Raw genomic sequence first — 20,680 nt, forward strand, 5'->3', positions numbered from 1 at the left:
ATTATAACCCCATCTTAAGCCAATAAAATTGGAGAGTCAATTTAATTTTTGTCACTAACTTCACCATAAAAAATCATAGTTGATTACCTTTTGAGCATGTGTTATAAATAGTGTAATTAAAATAATTTTGCCAAAGGATGAATTTAAAATGAAAGTACAACGCATTCAAGCGATTGAGAATTTAATTCACGAAAAAGGCAGTATTAGCCTCGATGATTTATGCGAACAATTCAACGTTTCTAAAAATACTATTCGCCGCGATATTACCAAACTTCTCCAAAAAAACACCATCCAAAAAGTCTATGGTGGTGTCGTTTCTGTTTATAATAATCCCGAAGAAATTCGGCCGTTCGAAAATCGTGATACTGAAAATCATGCTGAAAAACAGCTTATCGGAAAAGCAGCCGCTGATTTTATTGAAGAGAATGATTTGATTTTTATTGATTCCGGCACAACGACTAGCTGTCTCGCTGCCGCTCTGCCAACAGATAAGGAGATTACTATTATTACCAATAGCTTAGATGTGATTAATTTTGCAAGTGAAATGGATAATGTGAAATTGATTGTGATTGGTTCGACTTTTAAACCGAGTACTAAATCATTTGTCGGCGTGGAGAACTGGGGATTTTTTGAGAAATACAATATTACGAAAGCTTTCATGGCCGCGACTGCGCTTTCGACTACGCACGGGGTGATGAACTCGGATATTCTGGAGTATGAGATTAAGCGACATATGATGGAAAAAGCTACGGAGAAATTTTTGCTGGTGGATCATACGAAGGTGGATAAGTCGGCTTTGCTTACTTACGGGGAGTTGGCGGAATTTGATTGGTTGGTTACGTCGAAGGAAATGGCTGGTGGGTGTTTGGGGTATTGTGCGGATGTTGGGGTTTTGGTGAGGTTGGTTTAGTTTGAAGACCCTTTCTTCTGAAAGGGTCTTCTTTGATTTAGCTATTTTTCTCCGTACCATTCTTTCTCGGTAAAATTAGTTGTCCTCCGAAATTCCTCTGCATATTTTTCAATCACTTTACCTCGAACGAAAAGATTTGCTTTAAACAGAAAAAATGTTGGGATTAAAGTAATCAGTAGTAATAACGGAACCCCAAAAACAATACCTATCATATCATCTAATACGCTACTAGTAGCAGCCTCGTTAGCTCCAGTCAAAGTCATAATCCAAGACTTATTCATTCTATAAAATTGCATACCTACTAACGCAATTACAGCTAAAAATCCAGAAATCCTTAACATGATAGTCAACTCTTTCGAGGTTTTATAATTCTGGTTGAATGTCTTATTAATTTCTTCTAAAATCATATTTTTCTCCACCTTGTTATAAAGGTACAGAAAAACTAATATCGTAAGCAAAAACACCGAAAAATTAATGATATAATTGCCTTTCGTCATTCCAAGTCCTACTGCGAAATAAGAAATGTAGGCTAGTTTCGCTATTGAATAGCAATAAGTTTTATATCCATAATTCCTTAGAAAAGGAGGATATGCTTTGAAAAATTGATGGCACATTAAAATAATAATAAGTAATTCTGCTATTATTACGATACTATTAGCAATAATAAAACTTCCTCCAGCAAGTTCTATAGCAAAACTACATACCATTAAGACAGGAAATAATAAGCCTAGCAGCAGAATTATTATTTTCTTCAGTTCAATAGATAAACTTTGCTTTTTATCGCCTTTCATGACTTCATAGATATCTTTTAATTTGAGAGTATCCTTTGCATTTTCATTTGAATTTATAAAGTAAAACAATTGTCCGTGAGTCTTTATTTTTGATTCAACAATTTTAAACATTTACCTTCCTCTCCTATTTAGCCCTCTATAGTAATTTCATCAGTACTAAATTCTTCTAAAAACAAATCAATAGGAAAGTCTTCACTATAAAGAATTGTGAATAAATCTCCCTCTATAAGCTCCACTTCACACAAGACTTTTCCGCTATCATTCAATTCATTCTCAGATGTAACAACCAATATACTAAGTTCCCAAACAGTTCGACATTGTTTTAATATATTTATTATTTCTTTAAAATCTACATTGATACCGTGTGATTCTTTTACTAAATTATTAAAATCAAAAACTTCTGTGCTAAATAGCCCTTTTTCTTCCTTGAATTGCTCTTGATCATTTGGAACTGCATCTATCATTTCGATAGTGAACTGTTCAACTTTGGTGATATCTTTTAAAACAGTTAATACTTTTATTAAAAAATCTGCATTATAATTGGCATCCTTGTAGTTGAAATCTAGTTTTTTCAATCTCATCACTCCTATTTGTTAAATGGTGGATTAGTATCAAATCTATGGTCTATTTTCTTTCCCAAAGGAAAGTCTGCATTATAAATATATTCATGCCAGTGGGGAGCACTATGTGAATTCGGTCTCCCATGATTAGTATAATCTATCCAACCTTTTTCCCGACCATAATCATCATAAAACTTTGTTTGTTTTAAATTACCTAAATCATCAAATTTATTTAACGATTTAACTCCTGGTTCGACTCTAGATGGCAATCTATAGTTTTTATAGTATTCTTCTGGAAGGAAAACTTCTGTTTCATAATCGTTCTTTTGTTCATTTATTGTTCCTTTTTTAGTTTTACTTGAACTAGTTTTCCCATCAATAATAGATTTATTCCTCGCCGCCGCAATCCCAAAGCCTAATCCTAGTGCCATATCGGTCAAACCAGCGTCATCCATCGCATCCTTCACGCTAGCTACATAAGCAGAGGACCTCAGTGTCACGCCGGAAAATCCGGTTACTTTTTGACCATTTAAGTAGTTGACGCCGTCTTTCCATGCGTCATTTACTTTGCGTTCGAGCTCTTCACCGGAAAGATTTGTGTACAGAATAGGGTCTAACTCGGCTCCGTTCTCCTCTAGAAAAGCTTGGAGTTCTTTGTTACTGGCGCGTTTGCCGTCTCGTTCCAATAGCCACATCGTGACGGTTTCGCCTTTGTCATTCACATAAGTATAGGCGAATAACTGATAGTCTTCGAATGCTTCTGGGAAGGGATCTTTGGCGTTTTCTTTACGTGCTTTATCCATCGCTTTTCTCATCAAACTAATAGATGCATGGACGCTTTGAGACACAGTGTAGGTGCCTGTTTTCTCATGGAAGGTCACATTTTGTTTCAGTTCTTGGACCGCTCGTCCTGTGGAGTGAATGAGTTCGGTTAACGCACTAAAAAACTGGGCGTGACTTTGTTCAAAGGCGATGTACCTCTCTAGTATATCTTCTTTTTCGATAGCTTGCAGTAATTGCGTGTGCGCACTTCTTGCTTGGACTACGTAGACTTGTTGCATATCTGGCTTCGTATTCGGCGCGGTGAGTTGGCGATGTAAGTCTTCTTCTTTTCGCTGCAAATGTGCCACTTTCGTCATTGCTTCTTGAAGGATTTCCGCATCGATTCGGGCGGAAGGCGAGCTATCGACTTGGCTACCAAACTCGCGTATGTATTGTGCTAAACGTTCTTCGCTTTCTTCCAAGGCTTCTAAAATACTTTGCGCGATAGAGGGATAACTGGAAGTAAAATAGCTTTGGGATGCTGATACTGCTTGCCCTTTTAAACTTTTATCTTGTGCATACTTGCTCGCTGCTTGTTGAATCCCGCGTATCATCTTTTTAGCCTCAGCATTACTGCTTTGTAATCCTTGAAGAAAGTCATTGAGTTCTGCAATATCGATTCGACTCATTGGTTCCACTCCTTTCGCAAGGAGGATTGTTTGGTCTCTATATCGTGCATTTCTGCTCTAGTAGTCCGCGCTTCTTCTTCCAAATGAACACGTTTTTCCGACAAATCTTTTCGCCATGCCATCGCTTCTTCGTGTTGTTGTTCTTCCAGATAGCGGTGGAAACCATTCGCTTCCTCCCCTTGCCATCCGCCTCGCAAGAAGTCCAGCAATCCTTGTTTCTCACATTCTAATTGATGGCTATCTTCTTCTAACCATTCTTGTTCCGCTTGTTTGCGCTTAGTCTGCCTCAAATTATCTTGTAAAACATCCTGCGCTTTTTTCACTTGTTGTAGTTGCTGTTCTAACTGGCTGTGCACGTTGTCCATCTACCGCACCTCCAGCTGATTTATTTTCTGTCCCATCGCTTGATCTTGTTTCGCATAGGCCATGCCCATTTTCTTTAATCTACCCGCATCTTGCTTTGTCACGGTTTGGAAATCTTCTACCACATCGACCAAATCAATTAATGCAGACCGTAACTGATTGATAGAATTCGCTCGGGAGTATGCCATATTTCCACCTTTTAACGGCAAATAGCTTCCCGCGCTTTTGCTGTCTAGGTTCGAGGCATGTTTTTGGAACGTTGCTTCGTTGACTTTTATCTCTCTCATCTTGATGATTCCTCTCTATGTCTAGTTTTCCACTCCTCTATTATAGCATCGTAACTACTTCCCTTTTGTGAGCGTTTTGTGAACCTCTGTGTATAAGCGTAGTCAGATAAAGAACTAATTAGTATATTTTTATACCTTTTTTATTGTATGCAAAAAAGACCCCTTTCATCCGAAAGAGATCTCCTCAATTTACTTACTAACAACCGGAATATAAAGCGTAAACTCAGCTTCTCTAAGATCTTCCAAATTAAACGATCCCGCAATGCCAATCGTATCGCTTTGGCTCACTTCGCCGTAAGCTGCGCCGATGAAGCCGTCTAGTGCTGGACGGTCTGATTCGCTTGTTACGAATTTTGCGTATTTGCCTGCTGGGATGTCGAAGGTTGTGTTGCCGTTTTCACCGTTCACACTTGCTACGATGTAATATTGTAAGCCGTCAAGACTTGCGTTAATGCCAACGTAGTCTTTTTCGTTTTTTGCAAATTTTGTGTAGGCTGATTCTTTGATTTCGCTCATTGGGCCAAAGCCTTTTTGTGGATCAAATTCAGGGATTTCTACTTTATTTCCAGTAAATGTTTCTTTTTTTAATTCAACAATTTCAAATGCCATAATATTTCCCTCCAAAAAGTTACTTAACTTTGATATGATGTAACTATAACACGCGAATGATGACAACTGTCTGTCATCATTCCAAAAACAAAGGAGAAAAAAATGAAAATCGAGCGACTCATCGGAATTATCATGCTACTCCTCCAACGTGAGTTAGTCAGTGCTTCTGAATTGGCTACAATGTTTGAGGTTTCCAAACGTACTATTTTTCGCGACATTGACACGCTCGCGATGGCGAATATCCCGATTTACACGATTGCCGGAACGAAAGGTGGTATTGGAATTATGCCTACCTACAAAGTCGACAAAAAGCTTCTCACAGCAGAGGATTTAACAGCTATTATCGCCAGCTTAGACGGGATGGAGCAGTTGCTTTCTTCCGCTGAAACCAAGAAAACCCTTCAAAAAATGAAAAACATGCTCGACCATTCCAGCGAACCGCCCAAAAGTTCGATTTCGCTTGATTTCTCCAATTTATCCATGAAAAAAGAGTTAAATGCTAAAGTCGAAAGTTTATATTTAGCGATAAAAAAACATCAACTAGTGGAACTCAGCTACATTGATCGAACCGGCAATCAAACCGTTCGTAAAACTGAGCCGTATCACCTCCTATTTAGGAATCGTTCTTGGTATTTGCAAGGTTACAGCTTGGAGCGTAGCGATTTTCGGACGTTTAAAATGTCGCGTATTGTTGAACTGAAAACGCTGGAAGAAACTTTTGAAGCGCGGCCTTTTGTTGTAAAACCATTTGGCATGACCGCTTATAGACCCACGTTCTTGATGCATGAAGTCACTTTAATTGTAGATAAAATAGCTCGTGAACAAATCGTTGAGCGCTTTGATCCAGTTGCAATTTCACAGCAAGATGAAGAGCATTTTTTAGTAAAAGTGACACTTCCCGATCATGAGGCCGGGTACCGCTTTTTGCTCCAACTTGGAACACATGTAACCATTCAAAACCGTGATGACTTTTACGATAATTTTGTTGATTATTTAGCAGAAATCCAAGGAAAATATATCTAAAAACGGCTCTGCTAATTATTTAGCAGAGCCATTTGATGTTAATCTTTATATTTATAATCCAAATCTTGATACGCTGTTTGGTACGGTCCACCATCAGCTACTTCTGAATGATAAAGTGCTTTTAAAGCGAAAGTTTTTTCTAAATCCATTTCTTTCATTAGCTTTTGAAGGCGTTCTTGCAAGTCTACGCTATCTTTTACAAGCTCTTTCATTTGTGATTTTACATATTTCATAATAATTCCGCTCCTTTTCAGACATTATAACACTTTCTTCCCCGATAAAAAAGGAGTGCGACTATAAGCCACACTCCCTTACTTTTTTAACCGATTAATTCGATTGCTCTTTCAAGTACCGCTGCTCCGTTTACACGGCCGTAGTCTAACATATTAATTACTTCGACAGGAATTTTTCCGCCAACTACTTTTTCTGTGTTACCTTTTAAATAACCAACTTGTGGTCCAAGCAAAATAACATCTGCTTTTTCCCAGTTTTCGTGCAGTTCAGCGTCGGATACAGCCCAGATATTTGCTTCAATACCTTGCTCCTGTCCTACTGCTTTCATTTTTTCTACTAAGAAACTTGTGGACATTCCAGCATTACATACTAATAAAATGTTTTTCATTGGTTAAACTTCCTTCCTTATTTTGCTTCTGTTTTTTGAGCTGTAGCAAAAGCAACTTTTTCATCCATGCGTAGGAACGGCAGATAGATAAAGACCGTCACAACAATGATAATTACTTGTAAAACGGACGCGCGCCAGTCCCCGCCAGTTGCTAAGAAACCTGAAATAATCGGCGGTGTCGTCCACGGGGTTTGTACAACTACATGATTAATCCAACCTGCTGCCGTCGCATAATACGCTGTTGTTAAAGAGAAAATTGGCGCTAGTACGAACGGGATAATTAGTAATGGGTTGAAGACAATCGGTAGACCAAAGATAATCGGTTCACTAATGTTAAATAGCGAAGGTGCTGCGGATAATTTCGAGATATCTTTGTAATCTTTTCGTTTTCCAAAGATGAAAATGGCAATTAGTAGACCAATCGTGTTTCCTGAGCCACCCATAACCGCAAATGTATCTTTGAAAGCCATGTTAATAATATGCGGAATTTCTTGATGATTCGCGTAGGCTACCATGTTTTCTTGCATATTTTGAAGTAAAAATGGATCTAGTAACGGACCAGAAATAACTGCTTGGTGAATCCCTAAACCGAAGAATAAGTTAGCGATAGAAGTAATCAGCAAGAATCCTGGAAGACTTGTCGTCACATAGCTAAGCGGCTTCGTGATAATTGTTGTAACAAGCGTGTTAAAGTCCATACTGAAAATTTGATTAACGGCAAATGACACAATCGAGAAAATAATAACCGTAATCATAATCGGAATTAACACGTTAAATGATTTAATAACTGCCGGTGGAATATTTCCTGTTAAATTGATTTGCATACGTTTGTTTTTCGATAATTTAATGAATAAATCGGTTGCAATTAAGCCAACGATAATACCAACGAACATACCTGACGCACCAGTATAACTAACTGGGATAACATTTGGTACTTCGATTGATTTTGATGCGCCTTCTGGAAGAAACGTCATCGCAATCGGTGTTACGACAATAAATGAAGATAAAGCGACAAGAATTGGAGCAATGACATTTTTATAGCCACGATTCAAGCATAAATGATACGAAATCGCCACAGTGACCAAAAGTGTAATAACACTCAAGGTACCATTTCCGATTGAAATACCAATTTCTTGCCAAGTTCTAAGTGTATCTGGGTTAACAATTTTGCCCATGAAGCCAGTCGGTTCTAAAATAACATAGTTAATCAGTGTGACAAAACCAGCTAAAATCATGAACGGCATAATACTCGCAAAAGCATCACGCAATGAACGCAAATGAATCTGACCACCAAGACGTTGTGCTACATTAATAAATCCATTAACAATCGACTTCTTTTTCGTTTCAGCCATTAGTTGTTTCCTCCCTTTTCGTCCCAACTAGTTTGCTTGTTTCATATTCAAAACCGTTCATGTCACTCATTTTTTTATAAAATTCGCCACTTTTCTTCATTGTGCGTTTGCCAGTTTCAACATCAAGTGAAACGAGTCCGTAACGGTTTTTATAGGCATTAATCCACGACCAACAATCAATGAATGTCCATAAGTGATACCCTTTAATATCACAACCTTCTGCAATCGCTTGATGTACATACGCCAAATGATCTTTGACGAATTGAATCCGGTAATCATCTTGAATTTGCCCATCTTCATTTAAGAAACGCTCTTCATTCGCTACACCCATACCATTTTCAGAAATAAATGATTCGATGTTGCCGTAATTATCGCGAATATCAATACATAAATCGTAAATCCCACGTTCATAAATTTCCCAACCGCGATAAATATTCATTCGTTTACCTGGCATATTGTGCGGTTCAAAAAACCAATCTGGTAAAAACGGACTTTTTTTATTAATAGCGGTTAAACGGGCTTTCACGCGTCTTGGTTCATAGTAATTTAGGCCAAGAATTTGCGCTGTATTTTCTTTAATAATCGTCAAATCTTCTTCCGTATATTCGGGCATTTGATCGTATTCGCGCATAATTTCAACTAATTTTTCTGGGAAAGTTCCTTTAACCATCGGATCCAAGAAGCTTCTCGTATAAAAAGCATCACAGATTTCTGCAGCTTCTAAATCGTATTCGTTTTGGCTACGCGGATAAGTCGGGCTAAGGTTTAAAATTACGCCGATTTTTGATGACAAGTTTAATTTTTTAAATGCTTTAATAGCTAATGCATGTGCCAATATTGTGTTAAAACCAGCTTGTGCACCGCGTTTGAAGTCAATTTGATTCGGATAATGGAAATCTTCTAAATACCCGCCAAGAATTGGTCCGAGTGGTTCGTTAAACGTAAACCAGTGGTAAACTAAATCGCCAAATTCTTTAAAACAAGTATCCGCAAAATGAACATAAGCATCCACAACTTCTCTTGATTCCCAGCCACCAGCGTCTTGAAGTGCAACGGGCATATCGAAATGATATAAGTTCGCGAATGGTTTGATACCGTTTTCATTCATCTCAGTAAGTAAATCGCGATAAAACGCAATAGCTTTCTGGTTCACTTCGCCGACACCATCGTTTGGAAACATTCGCGCCCATGAAATCGAAATCCGGAACGAGTTATGTCCTGTTTTCTTCATCCACTGCACATCTTCTTTATACCGATTAAAATGATCTGTTGTAATTTCTGAACCTATACCTTCGTAAAAGCGATTCGGTTCTGTTTCAAACCAATGCTCCCAAACAGTTTTTGCCTTACCAGTGTCTCCGCGACCTTCTGCTTGTTCAGCAGACCACGCAGAGCCCCACCAAAAATCTTTTGGAAACGTTAATAATTCTTTCATTTTTTATGGCCTCCCTTTTGTCAAAATAAATATAGCATACATTTATTTAAAAAACAATACTTTTGTTAAAAGATATATACTTTTATTTATAGGGATACCTTTTTATAAAAGTATATGGTATACTATGCTTATTACATCAGTAAAGGAGCCAATAAAATGTCGGGAATGGCTAAATACATGGAAATATACATAGATATCCGTGATAAAATCAACCAAAACAAATACGAAATTAACGAGAAATTGCCTGATGGGGATAGTCTGGCACGCGTTTATGATTGCAGCAAACTAACTGTCAAAAAAGCGCTAGATATGCTCGTGCAAGAAGGTATGGTTATTAGACGACGTGGTGCTGGGACTTTCGTTAAATCCCATTCTACTAACGGCGGCGAATTCGCGCTGGGTCCAATGTCAGGACTCGTAAATACATTTGGGAAAGACAATATTAAATCGAAAGTCATTTTATTTTCTATTGAAAAACCATCGAAAGAAGTCGCAGAAAAATTAGAGATGCAGGATGACTATATTTACCGAATCATCCGGATGAGAGAAGTTGGTCACAAAGCTTATTCGATTGAACATACTTATATGCCACTTGCGATTATTCCAGGACTCGAGCCGCGTCATTTAGAGGACTCGATTTATAATTATATTCGTGATGATTTGAAACTCAAGATGCAGAGTGCCCATGTTTGGGTGCGCGGGGATAAATCAAATCAAGAGGATAGCAAGCTCCTCGATTTAGAAGAACCTACTTTTATGATGGAAATTGAAAAATTAGCACATTTGGAGGATGGTCGTGTGTTCGAATATTCGATAACGCGCCATACGTATGAATCATTTGTGTTTGAAACGGTTTTTGTGCAGAATTAAAAAAAGCAGCGACTCTCTGAATTAGAGAATCGCTGTTTTTTTATATCTTCTTAACAAATTCTGATTTTAATTTCATTGGGCCGAAGCCGTCGATTTTGCAATCAATGTCGTGGTCGCCGTCTACTAAGCGGATATTTTTTACTTTTGTTCCCATTTTGATTGGGTTTGATGCACCTTTTACTTTAAGATCTTTGATGACTGTGACAGAATCACCATCTGTTAGGACGTTGCCGTTTGAGTCTTTGAACACTTTTTCCTCGGTAGCTTCTTCTGCTACAGCACTCCACTCATGGCCACATTCCGGGCAAATTAATAGACCGCGATCTTCGTATGCATATTCTGAGTTACATTCTGGGCAATTTGGTAATTTTGACATTTTATCAATTCCTCCGATTGTTGTAATAGTTGGCTGTTAATCTTCTAATTCGACGTTATGATATACTTTTTGCACGTCTTCTAGGTCTTCTAAAGCATCAATTAGTTTCTCGAATTTTTCTAAATCCTCACCTGATAATTGAATATCGTTTTGAGGAATCATCTCGATTTCCGCTACTGTAAATTCTTCAATTCCAGCCGCTTTCAAACCTTCTTGTACTTTGTGGAAATCTTCTGGTTCTGCATAAATAATCGCTTGACCATCTTCGTCTAAAATGTCACGAACATCAATATCCGCTTCCATTAAAAGTTCTAATAGCTCATCCGCATCTTTACCTTCAACACCAAAAATGGCTGTATTATCAAACATATAAGCAACAGAGCCACTAACGCCCATGTTTCCACCATTTTTGCTATAAGCTGCGCGAACATCGGATGCTGTACGATTCACATTATTTGTCAGTGCGTCTACGATAATCATCGAGCCGCTTGGACCAAAGCCTTCATAGCGCAGTTCTGAATAAGTTTCATCTCCAGTGCCTTTCGCTTTTTCGATTGCACGGTCAATAATATGTTTTGGCACATTGTATGTTTTTGCACGTTCAATAACAAAACGTAATTTTTGGTTGGAATGTGGATCTGGGTCGCCTGATTTAGCCGCTACATATATTTCAATTCCAAATTTCGCATAGATACGACTATTTGTTTTATCTTTTGACGCTTTTTTCTCTTTAATATTTGCCCATTTACGGCCCATATTACCACTCGCTTTCTAATTGGAGTTTTTCTCATGTCTCTGTACTATTATAAGTGTAGGAAACGAATTTGTTAAGTGGAAATTTAGCTATATTCGTTAAAAATGAATAGTTGTAGCGTTTTTAAGGTCAAAAAGCTGGTTTAAAAAGAAATAAGGAATGAATTCGCCCGAACTTCTTAATGCGTCTAACTCTTCTTTAGTGACAAAACGGGCATCTGCTACTTCTTCTTTTTGTAAAATTAAGTCGCTTAGTTCCACGTCTTTCGTAATAAACCAATAATCATCAAATCCTGCTTCGAAATGGTAACTGAATTTGGCACGGGTTTTACTTAAATCAATTGTAATTCCTAGTTCTTCTTGCACTTCTCGTTCAGCAGCTTGCAGGCTTGTTTCGCCTTTTAACGCAGAACCAGCCGCAGAAAGATCCCAATAATTCGGCCAACCTTCTTTATCTTTTTGGCGCTTTTGGATTAAAAGTTGCCCTTTTTCGTTAAAAATACATACGTGAACAACCAGATGAAGTTCTCCGGGTGCTAGTTTTTCACCGCGGATATGTGTTTTCCCGGTTAATTCACGATTCTCATTTAGCAAATCCCATTCTTCCACAGAAATCGACTCCTTCTGATCATTGTCTTGTTTTTATTATACAAAAAGCACCAAATTCTTTTTTAGGATGATAAATTTTGCATATGTTTTTTTATCGTATCGAGCTCATTTAGCAACATATCTCGCAATGAATCTGGCTGAATGGCTATAATTTTTTCACCATAACCTAGTAAATAATTGATAATAAATTGTTCCTCTCCTTTATGATAAAAACCATGAATAAAATTTCGCCCTTCCTGTTGATGAAGTTTCATCGATGGATAATTTTCTTTAAAAAATAAGTCAACACCATTTGAGGCAATTTCCACTTCAAAATTAGTTACGTTTGTTTTCTTATAAAAACCATCAGCCACTTTTTTTAAATCTTCCAATTTTCCAGCTTCAAAAGTATCATTTTCTTTTAGCCCAAGGATTTTATCACAGCGAAATACCTGCATCCGTTTCGTTTCGAAGTTATAACTCGTCACATACCATTGCCCGTACGCCGAAGATATATTATAAAATTGAACAATATACGTTTTTTCAGTCCCATTTTTATCATAATTAATCTGACATACTTTCTCTTCCATCGTAAATTGCAAAATAATATCTAGAAATTCACATTGATTATTATGCTTTATATAGCCGAGACTAAATACTTCTTCCGTTTTTCGGAGCATTTCGATTTTTTCAGCTGAAAGACAACGTTCAAATTTCGTTTTTAATTTTTCCACGCTTAAATGAAAAGGTGTTGTTTCATAAGCCTTTAACGTAAGCATCGAAAAATAAAGCGCAAATACCTCATCGATATTAAAGACAATGGGCGAGAGTAGCCGATTACGAAGCACCTAATAATGACCATTTCGTCCCCGTTCCGAGTAAATCGGCATACCTATTTCTTCTAAAGACTGTATATCTCGAATCGCCGTACTACGAGAAACGCCATATTTTCCCATTATGTCGCTTAATTGAAATGCATTTTTATCATTTAAAAACAGCATCATATCATTTAATCGTTCTGATTTTTTCATCTCCATCTCTTTTCTTTTATCAATATTAAAAGGTGTCACTATTTGATACCTTTTAATATTATACTATAACTAGAAATCAAACCCAAAGGAGCTAGAATGATGAAAAACTTATTTTTGACCTCGTCTTTTAAAGATGTTATACCGTTATTTAAAGAAGTAAAAAGTAATTTCCAAGGAAAAACCGTTACTTTTATCCCGACCGCTAGCACAGTCGAAGAAGTAGTTTTTTATGTAGAAGCTGGTAAAAAAGCGCTCGAGGATTTAGGGTTAATTGTAGAGGAACTAGACGTGGCTACAGAAACTCTAGGAGAAATAACAGCGACACTCAAAAAAAATGATTTTATCTATGTTACTGGAGGAAATACTTTCTTTTTACTTCAAGAATTGAAACGAACTGGTGCAGATAAATTACTTTTAGAGGAAATTGCTAAAGGAAAATTATATATTGGTGAATCAGCTGGCGCAGTCATCACGAGTCCTAATATTTCGTATATCCAATCGATGGACAGCATAAAAAAAGCCACTAATTTAACCAACTATGATGCTTTAAATTTAGTCAATTTCTATACGCTTCCTCATTACAACAACGCACCTTTTAAAAAAATAACACAACAAATAATAGCGGACTATGCGGATGATTTAAAAATATTTCCGATTAGTAACTGCGAAACTATTTTTGTACAAGGTAACGTGGTAACTTCGAAAGGAATTCTTTAACCGCATTCTCCAAAAACGTCTTGAAACTTGGATATCCGTTTAAGTTTCAAGACGTTTTTGTTTTTGGTGTATAATAAAACTAAAAACTACATCATAGGAGGTACAACATGTACAAAATTTTTAGTTTCGTTTCATTAATACTTAGTATGCTAAGTTTTATGGGCTTACAAGTTTTAAATGTTATTCAAAAAAATGTCATATTATTATCACTATTAGATAGCGAAGAATTTAATGACATTCACTTTTTCGGGAGTTTATTAGTAATACCTGTTTTACTTTTAGTACTTGCGATTATTTTTGCCTATTTAAGTATAAAATCTAATACAAACAAGTAATTTGATGGATTTTGAACTGTTCCTCTACATCTGGGTCCAGTTTGAAGTCCGTAATTAAATAGTCGATATCATGACATGCTAAGCTTTGGTGCATAAACTTGTGTCCTACTTTTTCTTCTGTGACGAGTAAAACGAGCGAACTTGACTGGCGTCTGAAAGCTTGTTTGATGAGTGCTTCACCTTCATGTGTTTCCGTTGCGCCTTTGTCATAGTCAATCCCGCGGCATGAAACAAAAGCAATATCCGCATTATAAGTTAAAGCATCATTGTATGCTTTTGCGCCGTTCACCGTATATCGCTTCGTTAAAATCGAGCCTCCTAAAATACTAACTCTTGCATTTGTAAATTCTGATAGCATGGAAGCCGTCATGACCCCGTTTGTAATAATTTGCAGTCCATCAAATTTACTTAAAACATCGATTAAATGCAGTGAAGTTGAGCTCGAGTCTAAGAAAATCACCATATCATCGCGAATCAGTGATTTTGCAATATCGGCAATTCTTATTTTACTCGTTTCATTACTTCGCTCATTCATTTTCATTAAATAAGGCAAATCGATTTTTTTATTATCGATAATCATTGCGCCGCCTCTTGTTCGTCTTACAAGTCCTTCTTTTTCTAATTCTACTAAATCCCGTTTCACAGTGGCTTCGCTGTAGTTGACAAGCTCCACTAAATCAATAATCCGCATAAATTGTTCCACTTTTAGCCGGTTAACGATTTTTAGTTGCCGTTCTTTCGCTGTGCTTAACATGTTCCTCCACTCCTTAAAGGGCAAAAGCACTATAACTAGCGCTTCTACCCTTCTTATTAATATTTATCTCTTTGACCAGTAGTATTTAAAATGTGTAATTTATGTCTTACAACTTCTTTTACTTTTTCATTTGCTGATGGGTACACTTGATTTGGTTCATACATCGCAGGATTGTCCACTAAAACGCGGCGAACTTCTTCAAAAAACACACTTTTCAGATCTGAACTAAGGTTTACTTTCCTAACGCCGTACTGTACAGATTCACTGACTTCTTTATCTGGATTTCCTGAACCACCATGAAGTACAAACGGAATATCCAAGCGTTTATTTAATTCTTTTAAAAGAGGCATATTCAGTTCTGGTTTTTTATCTTTAGGGTATAAACCATGCGCCGTTCCAATAGCTACGGCTAACGTATCAATGCCAGTTCTCTGTACGAAATCTTCTGCTTGGTCAGGGTCAGTATATATGATGGTATCCGCCCCGCCTTCTGCTGAACCATTGTTCCCGATTGTTCCAAGTTCCGCTTCAACAGAAACACCGACTTTATGCGCAAGTTCAACCACTTGCTTAGTCAACGCCACGTTCTCTTCATAACTGGCTCTTGAAGCGTCAATCATGACGGAAGTATAGCCATTTCTAATAGCCCGCATCACATCTTTAATTGTTCCACCGTGGTCCATATGAATAACGACCGGCACCTTACTTCTATGTGCGTATTCTCTTACTGTTGCAACAAAGTTATCACCAAGATATTCTATTTCATCCGGATGAATTTCTAAAATTACAGGAGCATTATTTGCCTCCACTTCCTCCATTATCGCCTTTAACATATCAAAACTACAGATATTAAATGCTGGTACCGCAAATTGATGCTCTTTTCCTACTACTAAAAGATCTTTCATTGTATATAACATTATATCATCTCCTCTTTATTTTTTCGCTTGTTTAATGGGGTTTTTAATAGTCCGACAGAAATTGCTGTCACGACTGTGCCTGCTGCAATTGCTAGTAAGTAGATAAATAAATGGTTAATTACATTTGGAATGAACATTACCCAAATTCCACCGTGAGGCGCCATCGAAGTTACACCAGCCCCCATAGAAATTGCAGCCGCTGTTGCAGAACCTAACATCAAACTCGGGATAACCCGGAGCGGATCAGCAACTGCGAAAGGAATTGCTCCTTCAGTAATATAAGATGCACCTAACACCCAACAAGAATTCCCCGCTGTTTTTTCTTCTTTTGTAAATTTGTTTTTAAATAATAGTGTTGCGAGTGCTAATCCAAGTGGTGGAACCATTCCAGCCGCCATACAAGCCGCAATCGGTGCGGTTACACCAGCTGACATTAACCCAATTGAAAAGGTTGAAATAGATTTATTGATTGGACCTCCCATATCTGCTGCCATCATCACACCAATGAGTAGTCCAAATACGACGCCAGATGTCTCACCAAGCCCATTTAACCAACCTGTGAGTGCGTTTAAAACCCAAGCGATTGGTGTATCAATAATAAATACCATTGCCAAACCAACAATCGTAATCCCTAACAGCGGTACAACAATCAACTGATAAATCGAAGCAAGTGATTTAGTGACATTGACTTTATTAGCAAAGAAATGTGCCACATAACCAGCCAAAATACCACCGATCATACCGCCTAGAAATCCTGATCCACCAACAGTCGCCAGTGTCCCTGCGACAAGCCCGGGCGCAAATCCCGCTCGACCAGCCACAGAAACCGCTATCCCTGCTGCAAGTGCTGGAACCATTAAACCAAATGCAGTATCCCCACCAATTTTAGAAAATGCAGCTGCTAAAGCGTTATACGAATCAGAGTCAGGGTTTGAGGCATCAATCCCAAATGCAAAACTAATGGCAATTAAAATCCCGCCAGCTATGACAAATGGCAACATATAGTTAACACCATTCATAAAGTGATTATATAAACTTGCTTTTGAAGGTTGTTCAGAGCTTACATCCGAACTTTTCGCCTCCAAATGGATTAACCCTTTACCTGAAATAGTTTCATCAATAACCACATCAGCCTCTTTAATCGCTCTGGAAGTGGATACTTTTTTAATTTTCTTTCCAGCGAACCTGGATGTATCTATTTCTTTATCCACTGCTAAAATGACATAATCAGCAGTCGCGATATCTTCTTTTGTTAAAACATTTTCTACTTTTGCTCCTTGAGTCTCGATTTTCACTTCGTAACCAAGCGCTTCTGCCGTTATAGTTAATTTCTCGGCAGACATATACGTATGCGCAATACCAGTGGGACAAGCAGTAACACCAACTATTTTCATGTGAAACGCCTCCTTAGTTCGATAAAATTGTTATAATTTCAGTTTCGTTTTTGGAATTTTTTAATTTTTCGCGAAATTCCTCGTTCATTAACTTCCTTGATAGTTCACTTAATATTTGCAAATGGACGTCTGTGGCTTTTTTCGGAACACCAATAAGAAAACTACATTCAATCGGTGAATCATCTAATCCAAAATAATCATTTATAATGCCAGAATGAACAAAAACAATCAATGGTTCTTTTACATATTTACTTTTTGCATGAGGGATGCCAAAACCATCTTCAATTCCAGTGGAAGTTTCTTCTTCTCGTTTATATAAGTCACGGATAAATTTTTTTGGATTTGTTATAGAGCCCTCTTCAGCTAGTACTTCTGCTACTTTTTCAAATAATAATTGTTTTGTTTGAATACGATTATCAAAAATAATTCGGTCTTTATTAATTAAATTCGATATAGTCATAATCCACATCCTCTCTCAACAAAGTAAGCGCTTCACTTGTTTGATTACACTATATCACTCTGAACGACTTCATTCAATATTATGGATGAATTATGCAAAAAGTTCATTTTTATGGTTTTTTTGGTTGTTTATTTGAACGAAATCAATCATTTTTATCTAAAAAAATACCGCAAGATTGCTCTCGCGGACATTTTTTATTTACAAGCTTCGACACCTTTTTCTAAAATCTCCATCTGTAGTAAGGTTTCTTCGTCGGTCACTTGTTTTGGTTTTCCATTAATAATAGCTTCGTATAAATCATCATAAACCCTGCCATAATCACCAACTTCGGAAATAACTTTTTCCTCGTGCCAAACTCCTGCTTCATCGACATACGTTAGCGTGCCGTAGTGTTCTGGTAAGTCAATCCCAAAGTCCGGATTACTTGGCATATAAAAGAGTTTTAAATGTTCTTCTTGGCGGTCTTTTGTTTCTTTTGTAAACATGCCTTTTTTGCCGTATAGGACAAAGCTTGGACGGGCTTTTATGCGGAAGTAGCTTGATTTTACGGATACTTTTGTTACGCCGTAATATAAATCAAGGTCGAAATAATCGTTCATTCGTCCTTCGCCGAGCAGTTGGCGCACATCGTAGTGAATGTCATCAGGTTTTCCGAAATAAGATAAAACTTGATCAATTGTGTGGCAGCCGTGACCATAAAGATAGCTATCGTAGAATTTAAATTCATGGACGGATTCTGGGATTTCTGGACGGAAATAGTCATAATGCATTTCTACTTCTAATAAATCGCCTAATTTTCCGCTTTCAATCACTTTTTGTGCTGTGAGGAAATCGGAATCAAAACGACGATTTTGGTAGCATTGTACTAGTAAACCGCGTTCTTTAGCTAGTTCGAATATTTCTTTAGCTTCGTCGTAAGTCATCATAAATGGTTTTTCGACAAGTACGTTTTTGCCATTTTCCAAGACCATTTTCGCATATTCGAAGTGAGAGCTTTGTGTCGTAGAGATGGTAATTAGCTTTATTTCAGGGTCTTTTAATAGTTCATCTAAGTCTGTTGTATAATGTACCCCTTTAATTTTGTCCCATGTCGCTGTTTTTGGATTTCGATTATAGATTGTCTTCACTTCAATATTGTCTCGCTCCAAAATAAACGGTAAATGATATCTATTCGTGCTCTTCCCATTTCCGATAAAACCCATTTTCAACATATTATTTCCTCCTTATAAAAAAACTAATGGTTTAAATTAGTATTAGCTCCTATCCATAGTACTACACTAACGCTTTATTAAGCCAATAAAAAAACTTGCTAAAACGTCTATTTAGAGCGTCTTAGCAAGTTTTTATTTTTAAGTAATCACATAACTATTGGTTAAGAAATTTTTACTTTGCTTTTACAAATTCTGCTGATTTATCGCCAGCTTGACGTCCAAAAATAATGATTTCAGCAACAGAATTCCCACCGATACGGTTTTCACCGTGTAAGCCACCAGTTACTTCTCCCGCAGCAAATAGGCCTGTGATTGGTTTACCGTCTTTGTCTAAAACTTCTGTATTTGTATTGATTTTTACGCCACCCATTGTGTAATGAATTCCTGGGCCGATTTTGATTGCGTAGTATGGAGCTTTGGATAAATCATTATCCATTGCGGTTGTTCTACCAAATGCTTCGTCTTTTTTGTTTTTAACGCTTGCATTCCAAGTGTCTAATGTTTTCGTTAGTTCTTCTTTTGGAACATTGATTTTGCCAGCTAATTCATCAATTGTTTTACCTTCTTCAACAAAGCCCATTTCTTCGTATTGCGCGATTGCCTTTACGCGATCTTTTACGCCTGAATCGAATACTAGGTATGCGGATTTTTCTGGTAATTTATTGATAGAAGCAGTTACGTTATCACGTGTGTCTAATTCGTTTCCGAAACGTTTACCTTCTTGAGAAACTAAAATCGCACCTTCACCGCGGACAGCTTCACCGATAAGGTAAGATTTTTCTTGTTGAACGGTTGGGTGAACTTGAATTTGGTCCATATCTACAGTTGTTCCGCCAAGTTTTTCAATCATTTTAATACCGTCGCCAGTACTTCCTTCTTGGTTCGTTGTTACGTATCCTTTTAAGTCTGGACGTTCTTTTTCAATCATATCTTTATTAGCACCGTAACCACCAGTTGTAACAACTACTGCATCCGAGCTAATGGTTTTTTCGTCTTTATTGTTTAGTTTTACTTTCACGCCAGTTACTTTTCCGTCTTTTTGTGTAATTTCTTTTACGTCTGCGTTAACGAAAACTGGGATTTTTTGTTCTTGCACATTTTTTAGTAAACCGTCTACTAAGTATTTACCAACAGCTGAGCCATCTTCAGGACGGTGCGTACGTTTTTCGCTCATTCCGCCTGTGATAGTTAAGTTATTTAATTTAATATTCATAGAGTCTAACCAATCAATTGCACTAGCGGAGTTATCTACGAAGAAACGAAGCATTGCTTTGTCGTTAGTTCCGTGACCGCCTTTTAATGTTTCTTCATAAAACTTGTCGTTGCTATCATTAATTCCTTGTTCTTTTTGGAATTTAGTTTCAGAGGCATTCATACCAGAAGAGGCTTTCATTGTGTTTCCACCTGCTAGTGGCATTTTTTCAAGAATTACTGGGTTCATACCTTTCGCTTTTGCTTCTAGTGCTGCTGACATTCCCGCGCCACCTGCACCAACGATAACAATATCGTATTTATCTTTTAATTCGGATGGATCTGTGTAGCTTGTTTTTGATGCTCCAGATGTTACTTCTGTTTTTTCTTTTTCTTTTGTTTTTGCCGAGTCACTTTTACTTGTGTTATTACTGCCACAACCTGCGATGATTAGTGCAAGTGATAGTAGCATAATGAGAGTTGTAGCTAACCTTTTTTTCATGTTTTTTACCTCCACTTTTTTTAAAAAATTTCCCTTTGCCAAACAGTTTGTGATTATATTAACATATTATAACATTAATTGAGACTTCTTTATAGGGTATCTGTAGGATTTCTTGAATTAAGAAAACAAGGAATTTACAGTTTTTTTAAATGACGAAAATGTTTTTAGTAACCACTCC

General features: G+C 37.2%; 24 protein-coding genes and 1 pseudogene. 5 read left to right on the forward strand and 20 right to left on the reverse strand.

The genetic code is table 11. The features are described 5' to 3' along the window. The first annotated feature begins 148 nt into the window (after positions 1-148). The gene (locus tag HCB45_RS10820) at positions 149-910 is read left to right on the forward strand and encodes a DeoR/GlpR family DNA-binding transcription regulator (protein ID WP_185317912.1); all 762 of its coding nucleotides are present in this window, start codon (positions 149-151) and stop codon (positions 908-910) included. Positions 911-951: 41 nt separating this feature from the next. Here the strand turns inward: HCB45_RS10820 and HCB45_RS10825 are convergent, their stop codons facing one another. From HCB45_RS10825 to HCB45_RS10850, 6 genes are all read right to left on the reverse strand, one after another. Further along, entirely contained in the window at positions 952-1,812 is an 861-nt protein-coding gene (locus HCB45_RS10825; protein WP_185317911.1) for a hypothetical protein, read from the reverse strand. A gap of 17 nt (positions 1,813-1,829) precedes the next feature. Continuing rightward, on the reverse strand, positions 1,830-2,276 hold the full coding sequence (locus tag HCB45_RS10830; RefSeq protein ID WP_185317910.1) for a hypothetical protein: 447 nt from the start codon (positions 2,274-2,276) through the stop codon (positions 1,830-1,832). Positions 2,277-2,287: 11 nt separating this feature from the next. Beyond that, positions 2,288-3,712: a T7SS effector LXG polymorphic toxin gene (locus tag HCB45_RS10835; protein ID WP_185317909.1), complete on the reverse strand. Its 1,425-nt coding sequence runs from the start codon at positions 3,710-3,712 to the stop codon at positions 2,288-2,290. After that, positions 3,709-4,077, reverse strand: a complete 369-nt coding sequence (locus HCB45_RS10840; protein ID WP_185317908.1) for a ribonuclease P — start codon at positions 4,075-4,077, stop codon at positions 3,709-3,711. The genes HCB45_RS10835 and HCB45_RS10840 overlap by 4 nt, the downstream gene beginning before the upstream one ends. Next, on the reverse strand, positions 4,078-4,362 hold the full coding sequence (locus HCB45_RS10845) for a DUF3130 domain-containing protein (RefSeq protein ID WP_185317907.1): 285 nt from the start codon (positions 4,360-4,362) through the stop codon (positions 4,078-4,080). It lies immediately after the preceding gene. Positions 4,363-4,551: 189 nt separating this feature from the next. Next, positions 4,552-4,971 carry a GyrI-like domain-containing protein gene (locus tag HCB45_RS10850; RefSeq protein WP_185317906.1) on the reverse strand — a complete coding sequence of 140 codons (420 nt, stop codon included), beginning with the start codon at positions 4,969-4,971 and terminating at the stop codon, positions 4,552-4,554. A 102-nt stretch (positions 4,972-5,073) separates the two neighbouring features. Between HCB45_RS10850 and HCB45_RS10855 the strand changes: the two genes are divergently transcribed. Continuing rightward, positions 5,074-5,994, forward strand: coding sequence for a helix-turn-helix transcriptional regulator (locus HCB45_RS10855; RefSeq protein WP_185317905.1), 921 nt, complete (start codon positions 5,074-5,076; stop codon positions 5,992-5,994). A 38-nt stretch (positions 5,995-6,032) separates the two neighbouring features. Here HCB45_RS10855 and HCB45_RS10860 read toward each other — a convergent pair whose 3' ends face one another. The 4 genes from HCB45_RS10860 to HCB45_RS10875 all read right to left on the reverse strand — a co-directional run bounded on the left by HCB45_RS10860 (position 6,033) and on the right by HCB45_RS10875 (position 9,403). Continuing rightward, positions 6,033-6,227, reverse strand: coding sequence for a hypothetical protein (locus HCB45_RS10860; protein WP_003724301.1), 195 nt, complete (start codon positions 6,225-6,227; stop codon positions 6,033-6,035). An 86-nt stretch (positions 6,228-6,313) separates the two neighbouring features. Next, positions 6,314-6,616 carry a PTS sugar transporter subunit IIB gene (locus tag HCB45_RS10865; protein WP_185317904.1) on the reverse strand — a complete coding sequence of 101 codons (303 nt, stop codon included), beginning with the start codon at positions 6,614-6,616 and terminating at the stop codon, positions 6,314-6,316. A 17-nt stretch (positions 6,617-6,633) separates the two neighbouring features. Further along, the gene (locus HCB45_RS10870; protein ID WP_185317903.1) at positions 6,634-7,968 is read right to left on the reverse strand and encodes a PTS sugar transporter subunit IIC; all 1,335 of its coding nucleotides are present in this window, start codon (positions 7,966-7,968) and stop codon (positions 6,634-6,636) included. Then, on the reverse strand, positions 7,961-9,403 hold the full coding sequence (locus HCB45_RS10875; RefSeq protein ID WP_185317902.1) for a glycoside hydrolase family 1 protein: 1,443 nt from the start codon (positions 9,401-9,403) through the stop codon (positions 7,961-7,963). The genes HCB45_RS10870 and HCB45_RS10875 overlap by 8 nt, the downstream gene beginning before the upstream one ends. 156 nt (positions 9,404-9,559) lie before the next feature. On the opposite strand from HCB45_RS10875, the gene HCB45_RS10880 reads away from it, so the two are divergent. Continuing rightward, positions 9,560-10,273: a GntR family transcriptional regulator gene (locus HCB45_RS10880; RefSeq protein WP_003723222.1), complete on the forward strand. Its 714-nt coding sequence runs from the start codon at positions 9,560-9,562 to the stop codon at positions 10,271-10,273. Positions 10,274-10,313: 40 nt separating this feature from the next. Here HCB45_RS10880 and HCB45_RS10885 read toward each other — a convergent pair whose 3' ends face one another. The 4 genes and pseudogenes from HCB45_RS10885 to HCB45_RS10900 form a co-directional block, all read right to left on the reverse strand. Then, complete coding sequence (locus HCB45_RS10885; RefSeq protein WP_003760313.1) at positions 10,314-10,649, reverse strand: zinc ribbon domain-containing protein YjdM; 336 nt, start codon at positions 10,647-10,649, stop codon at positions 10,314-10,316. Between the two features lie 36 nt (positions 10,650-10,685). Continuing rightward, positions 10,686-11,405, reverse strand: a complete 720-nt coding sequence (locus HCB45_RS10890) for a YebC/PmpR family DNA-binding transcriptional regulator (protein ID WP_185337138.1) — start codon at positions 11,403-11,405, stop codon at positions 10,686-10,688. A 96-nt stretch (positions 11,406-11,501) separates the two neighbouring features. Beyond that, positions 11,502-12,011 carry an NUDIX hydrolase gene (locus tag HCB45_RS10895; RefSeq protein WP_185608045.1) on the reverse strand — a complete coding sequence of 170 codons (510 nt, stop codon included), beginning with the start codon at positions 12,009-12,011 and terminating at the stop codon, positions 11,502-11,504. 62 nt (positions 12,012-12,073) lie between these two features. Beyond that, positions 12,074-13,021 (reverse strand): annotated as a pseudogene (locus tag HCB45_RS10900) (helix-turn-helix transcriptional regulator). Positions 13,022-13,120: 99 nt separating this feature from the next. Between HCB45_RS10900 and HCB45_RS10905 the strand changes: the two are divergent. After that, positions 13,121-13,738, forward strand: a complete 618-nt coding sequence (locus HCB45_RS10905; protein ID WP_185619858.1) for a peptidase E — start codon at positions 13,121-13,123, stop codon at positions 13,736-13,738. A 107-nt stretch (positions 13,739-13,845) separates the two neighbouring features. Then, positions 13,846-14,073 carry a hypothetical protein gene (locus HCB45_RS10910; protein WP_185322356.1) on the forward strand — a complete coding sequence of 76 codons (228 nt, stop codon included), beginning with the start codon at positions 13,846-13,848 and terminating at the stop codon, positions 14,071-14,073. Here the strand turns inward: HCB45_RS10910 and HCB45_RS10915 are convergent. From HCB45_RS10915 to HCB45_RS10940, 6 genes are all read right to left on the reverse strand, one after another. Continuing rightward, positions 14,057-14,827, reverse strand: coding sequence for a DeoR/GlpR family DNA-binding transcription regulator (locus tag HCB45_RS10915; RefSeq protein WP_185619859.1), 771 nt, complete (start codon positions 14,825-14,827; stop codon positions 14,057-14,059). The two genes, HCB45_RS10910 and HCB45_RS10915, sit on opposite strands and share 17 nt — an antisense overlap. 56 nt (positions 14,828-14,883) lie before the next feature. Next, complete coding sequence (locus tag HCB45_RS10920; RefSeq protein ID WP_185619861.1) at positions 14,884-15,744, reverse strand: ketose-bisphosphate aldolase; 861 nt, start codon at positions 15,742-15,744, stop codon at positions 14,884-14,886. Further along, entirely contained in the window at positions 15,744-17,138 is a 1,395-nt protein-coding gene (locus HCB45_RS10925; RefSeq protein WP_185619863.1) for a PTS fructose transporter subunit IIC, read from the reverse strand. Before HCB45_RS10925 ends, HCB45_RS10920 begins: the two co-directional genes overlap by 1 nt. A 13-nt stretch (positions 17,139-17,151) precedes the next feature. Further along, positions 17,152-17,598, reverse strand: a complete 447-nt coding sequence (locus tag HCB45_RS10930; protein ID WP_185317897.1) for a PTS sugar transporter subunit IIA — start codon at positions 17,596-17,598, stop codon at positions 17,152-17,154. Between the two features lie 194 nt (positions 17,599-17,792). Then, positions 17,793-18,809, reverse strand: coding sequence for an oxidoreductase (locus HCB45_RS10935; RefSeq protein WP_185619865.1), 1,017 nt, complete (start codon positions 18,807-18,809; stop codon positions 17,793-17,795). A gap of 172 nt (positions 18,810-18,981) precedes the next feature. Further along, on the reverse strand, positions 18,982-20,502 hold the full coding sequence (locus tag HCB45_RS10940) for a flavocytochrome c (protein WP_185317895.1): 1,521 nt from the start codon (positions 20,500-20,502) through the stop codon (positions 18,982-18,984). Between the last annotated feature and the right edge of the window lie 178 nt (positions 20,503-20,680).

It is taken from the genome of Listeria farberi, assembly GCF_014229245.1.
Classification (GTDB): Bacteria; Bacillota; Bacilli; order Lactobacillales; family Listeriaceae; genus Listeria; species Listeria farberi.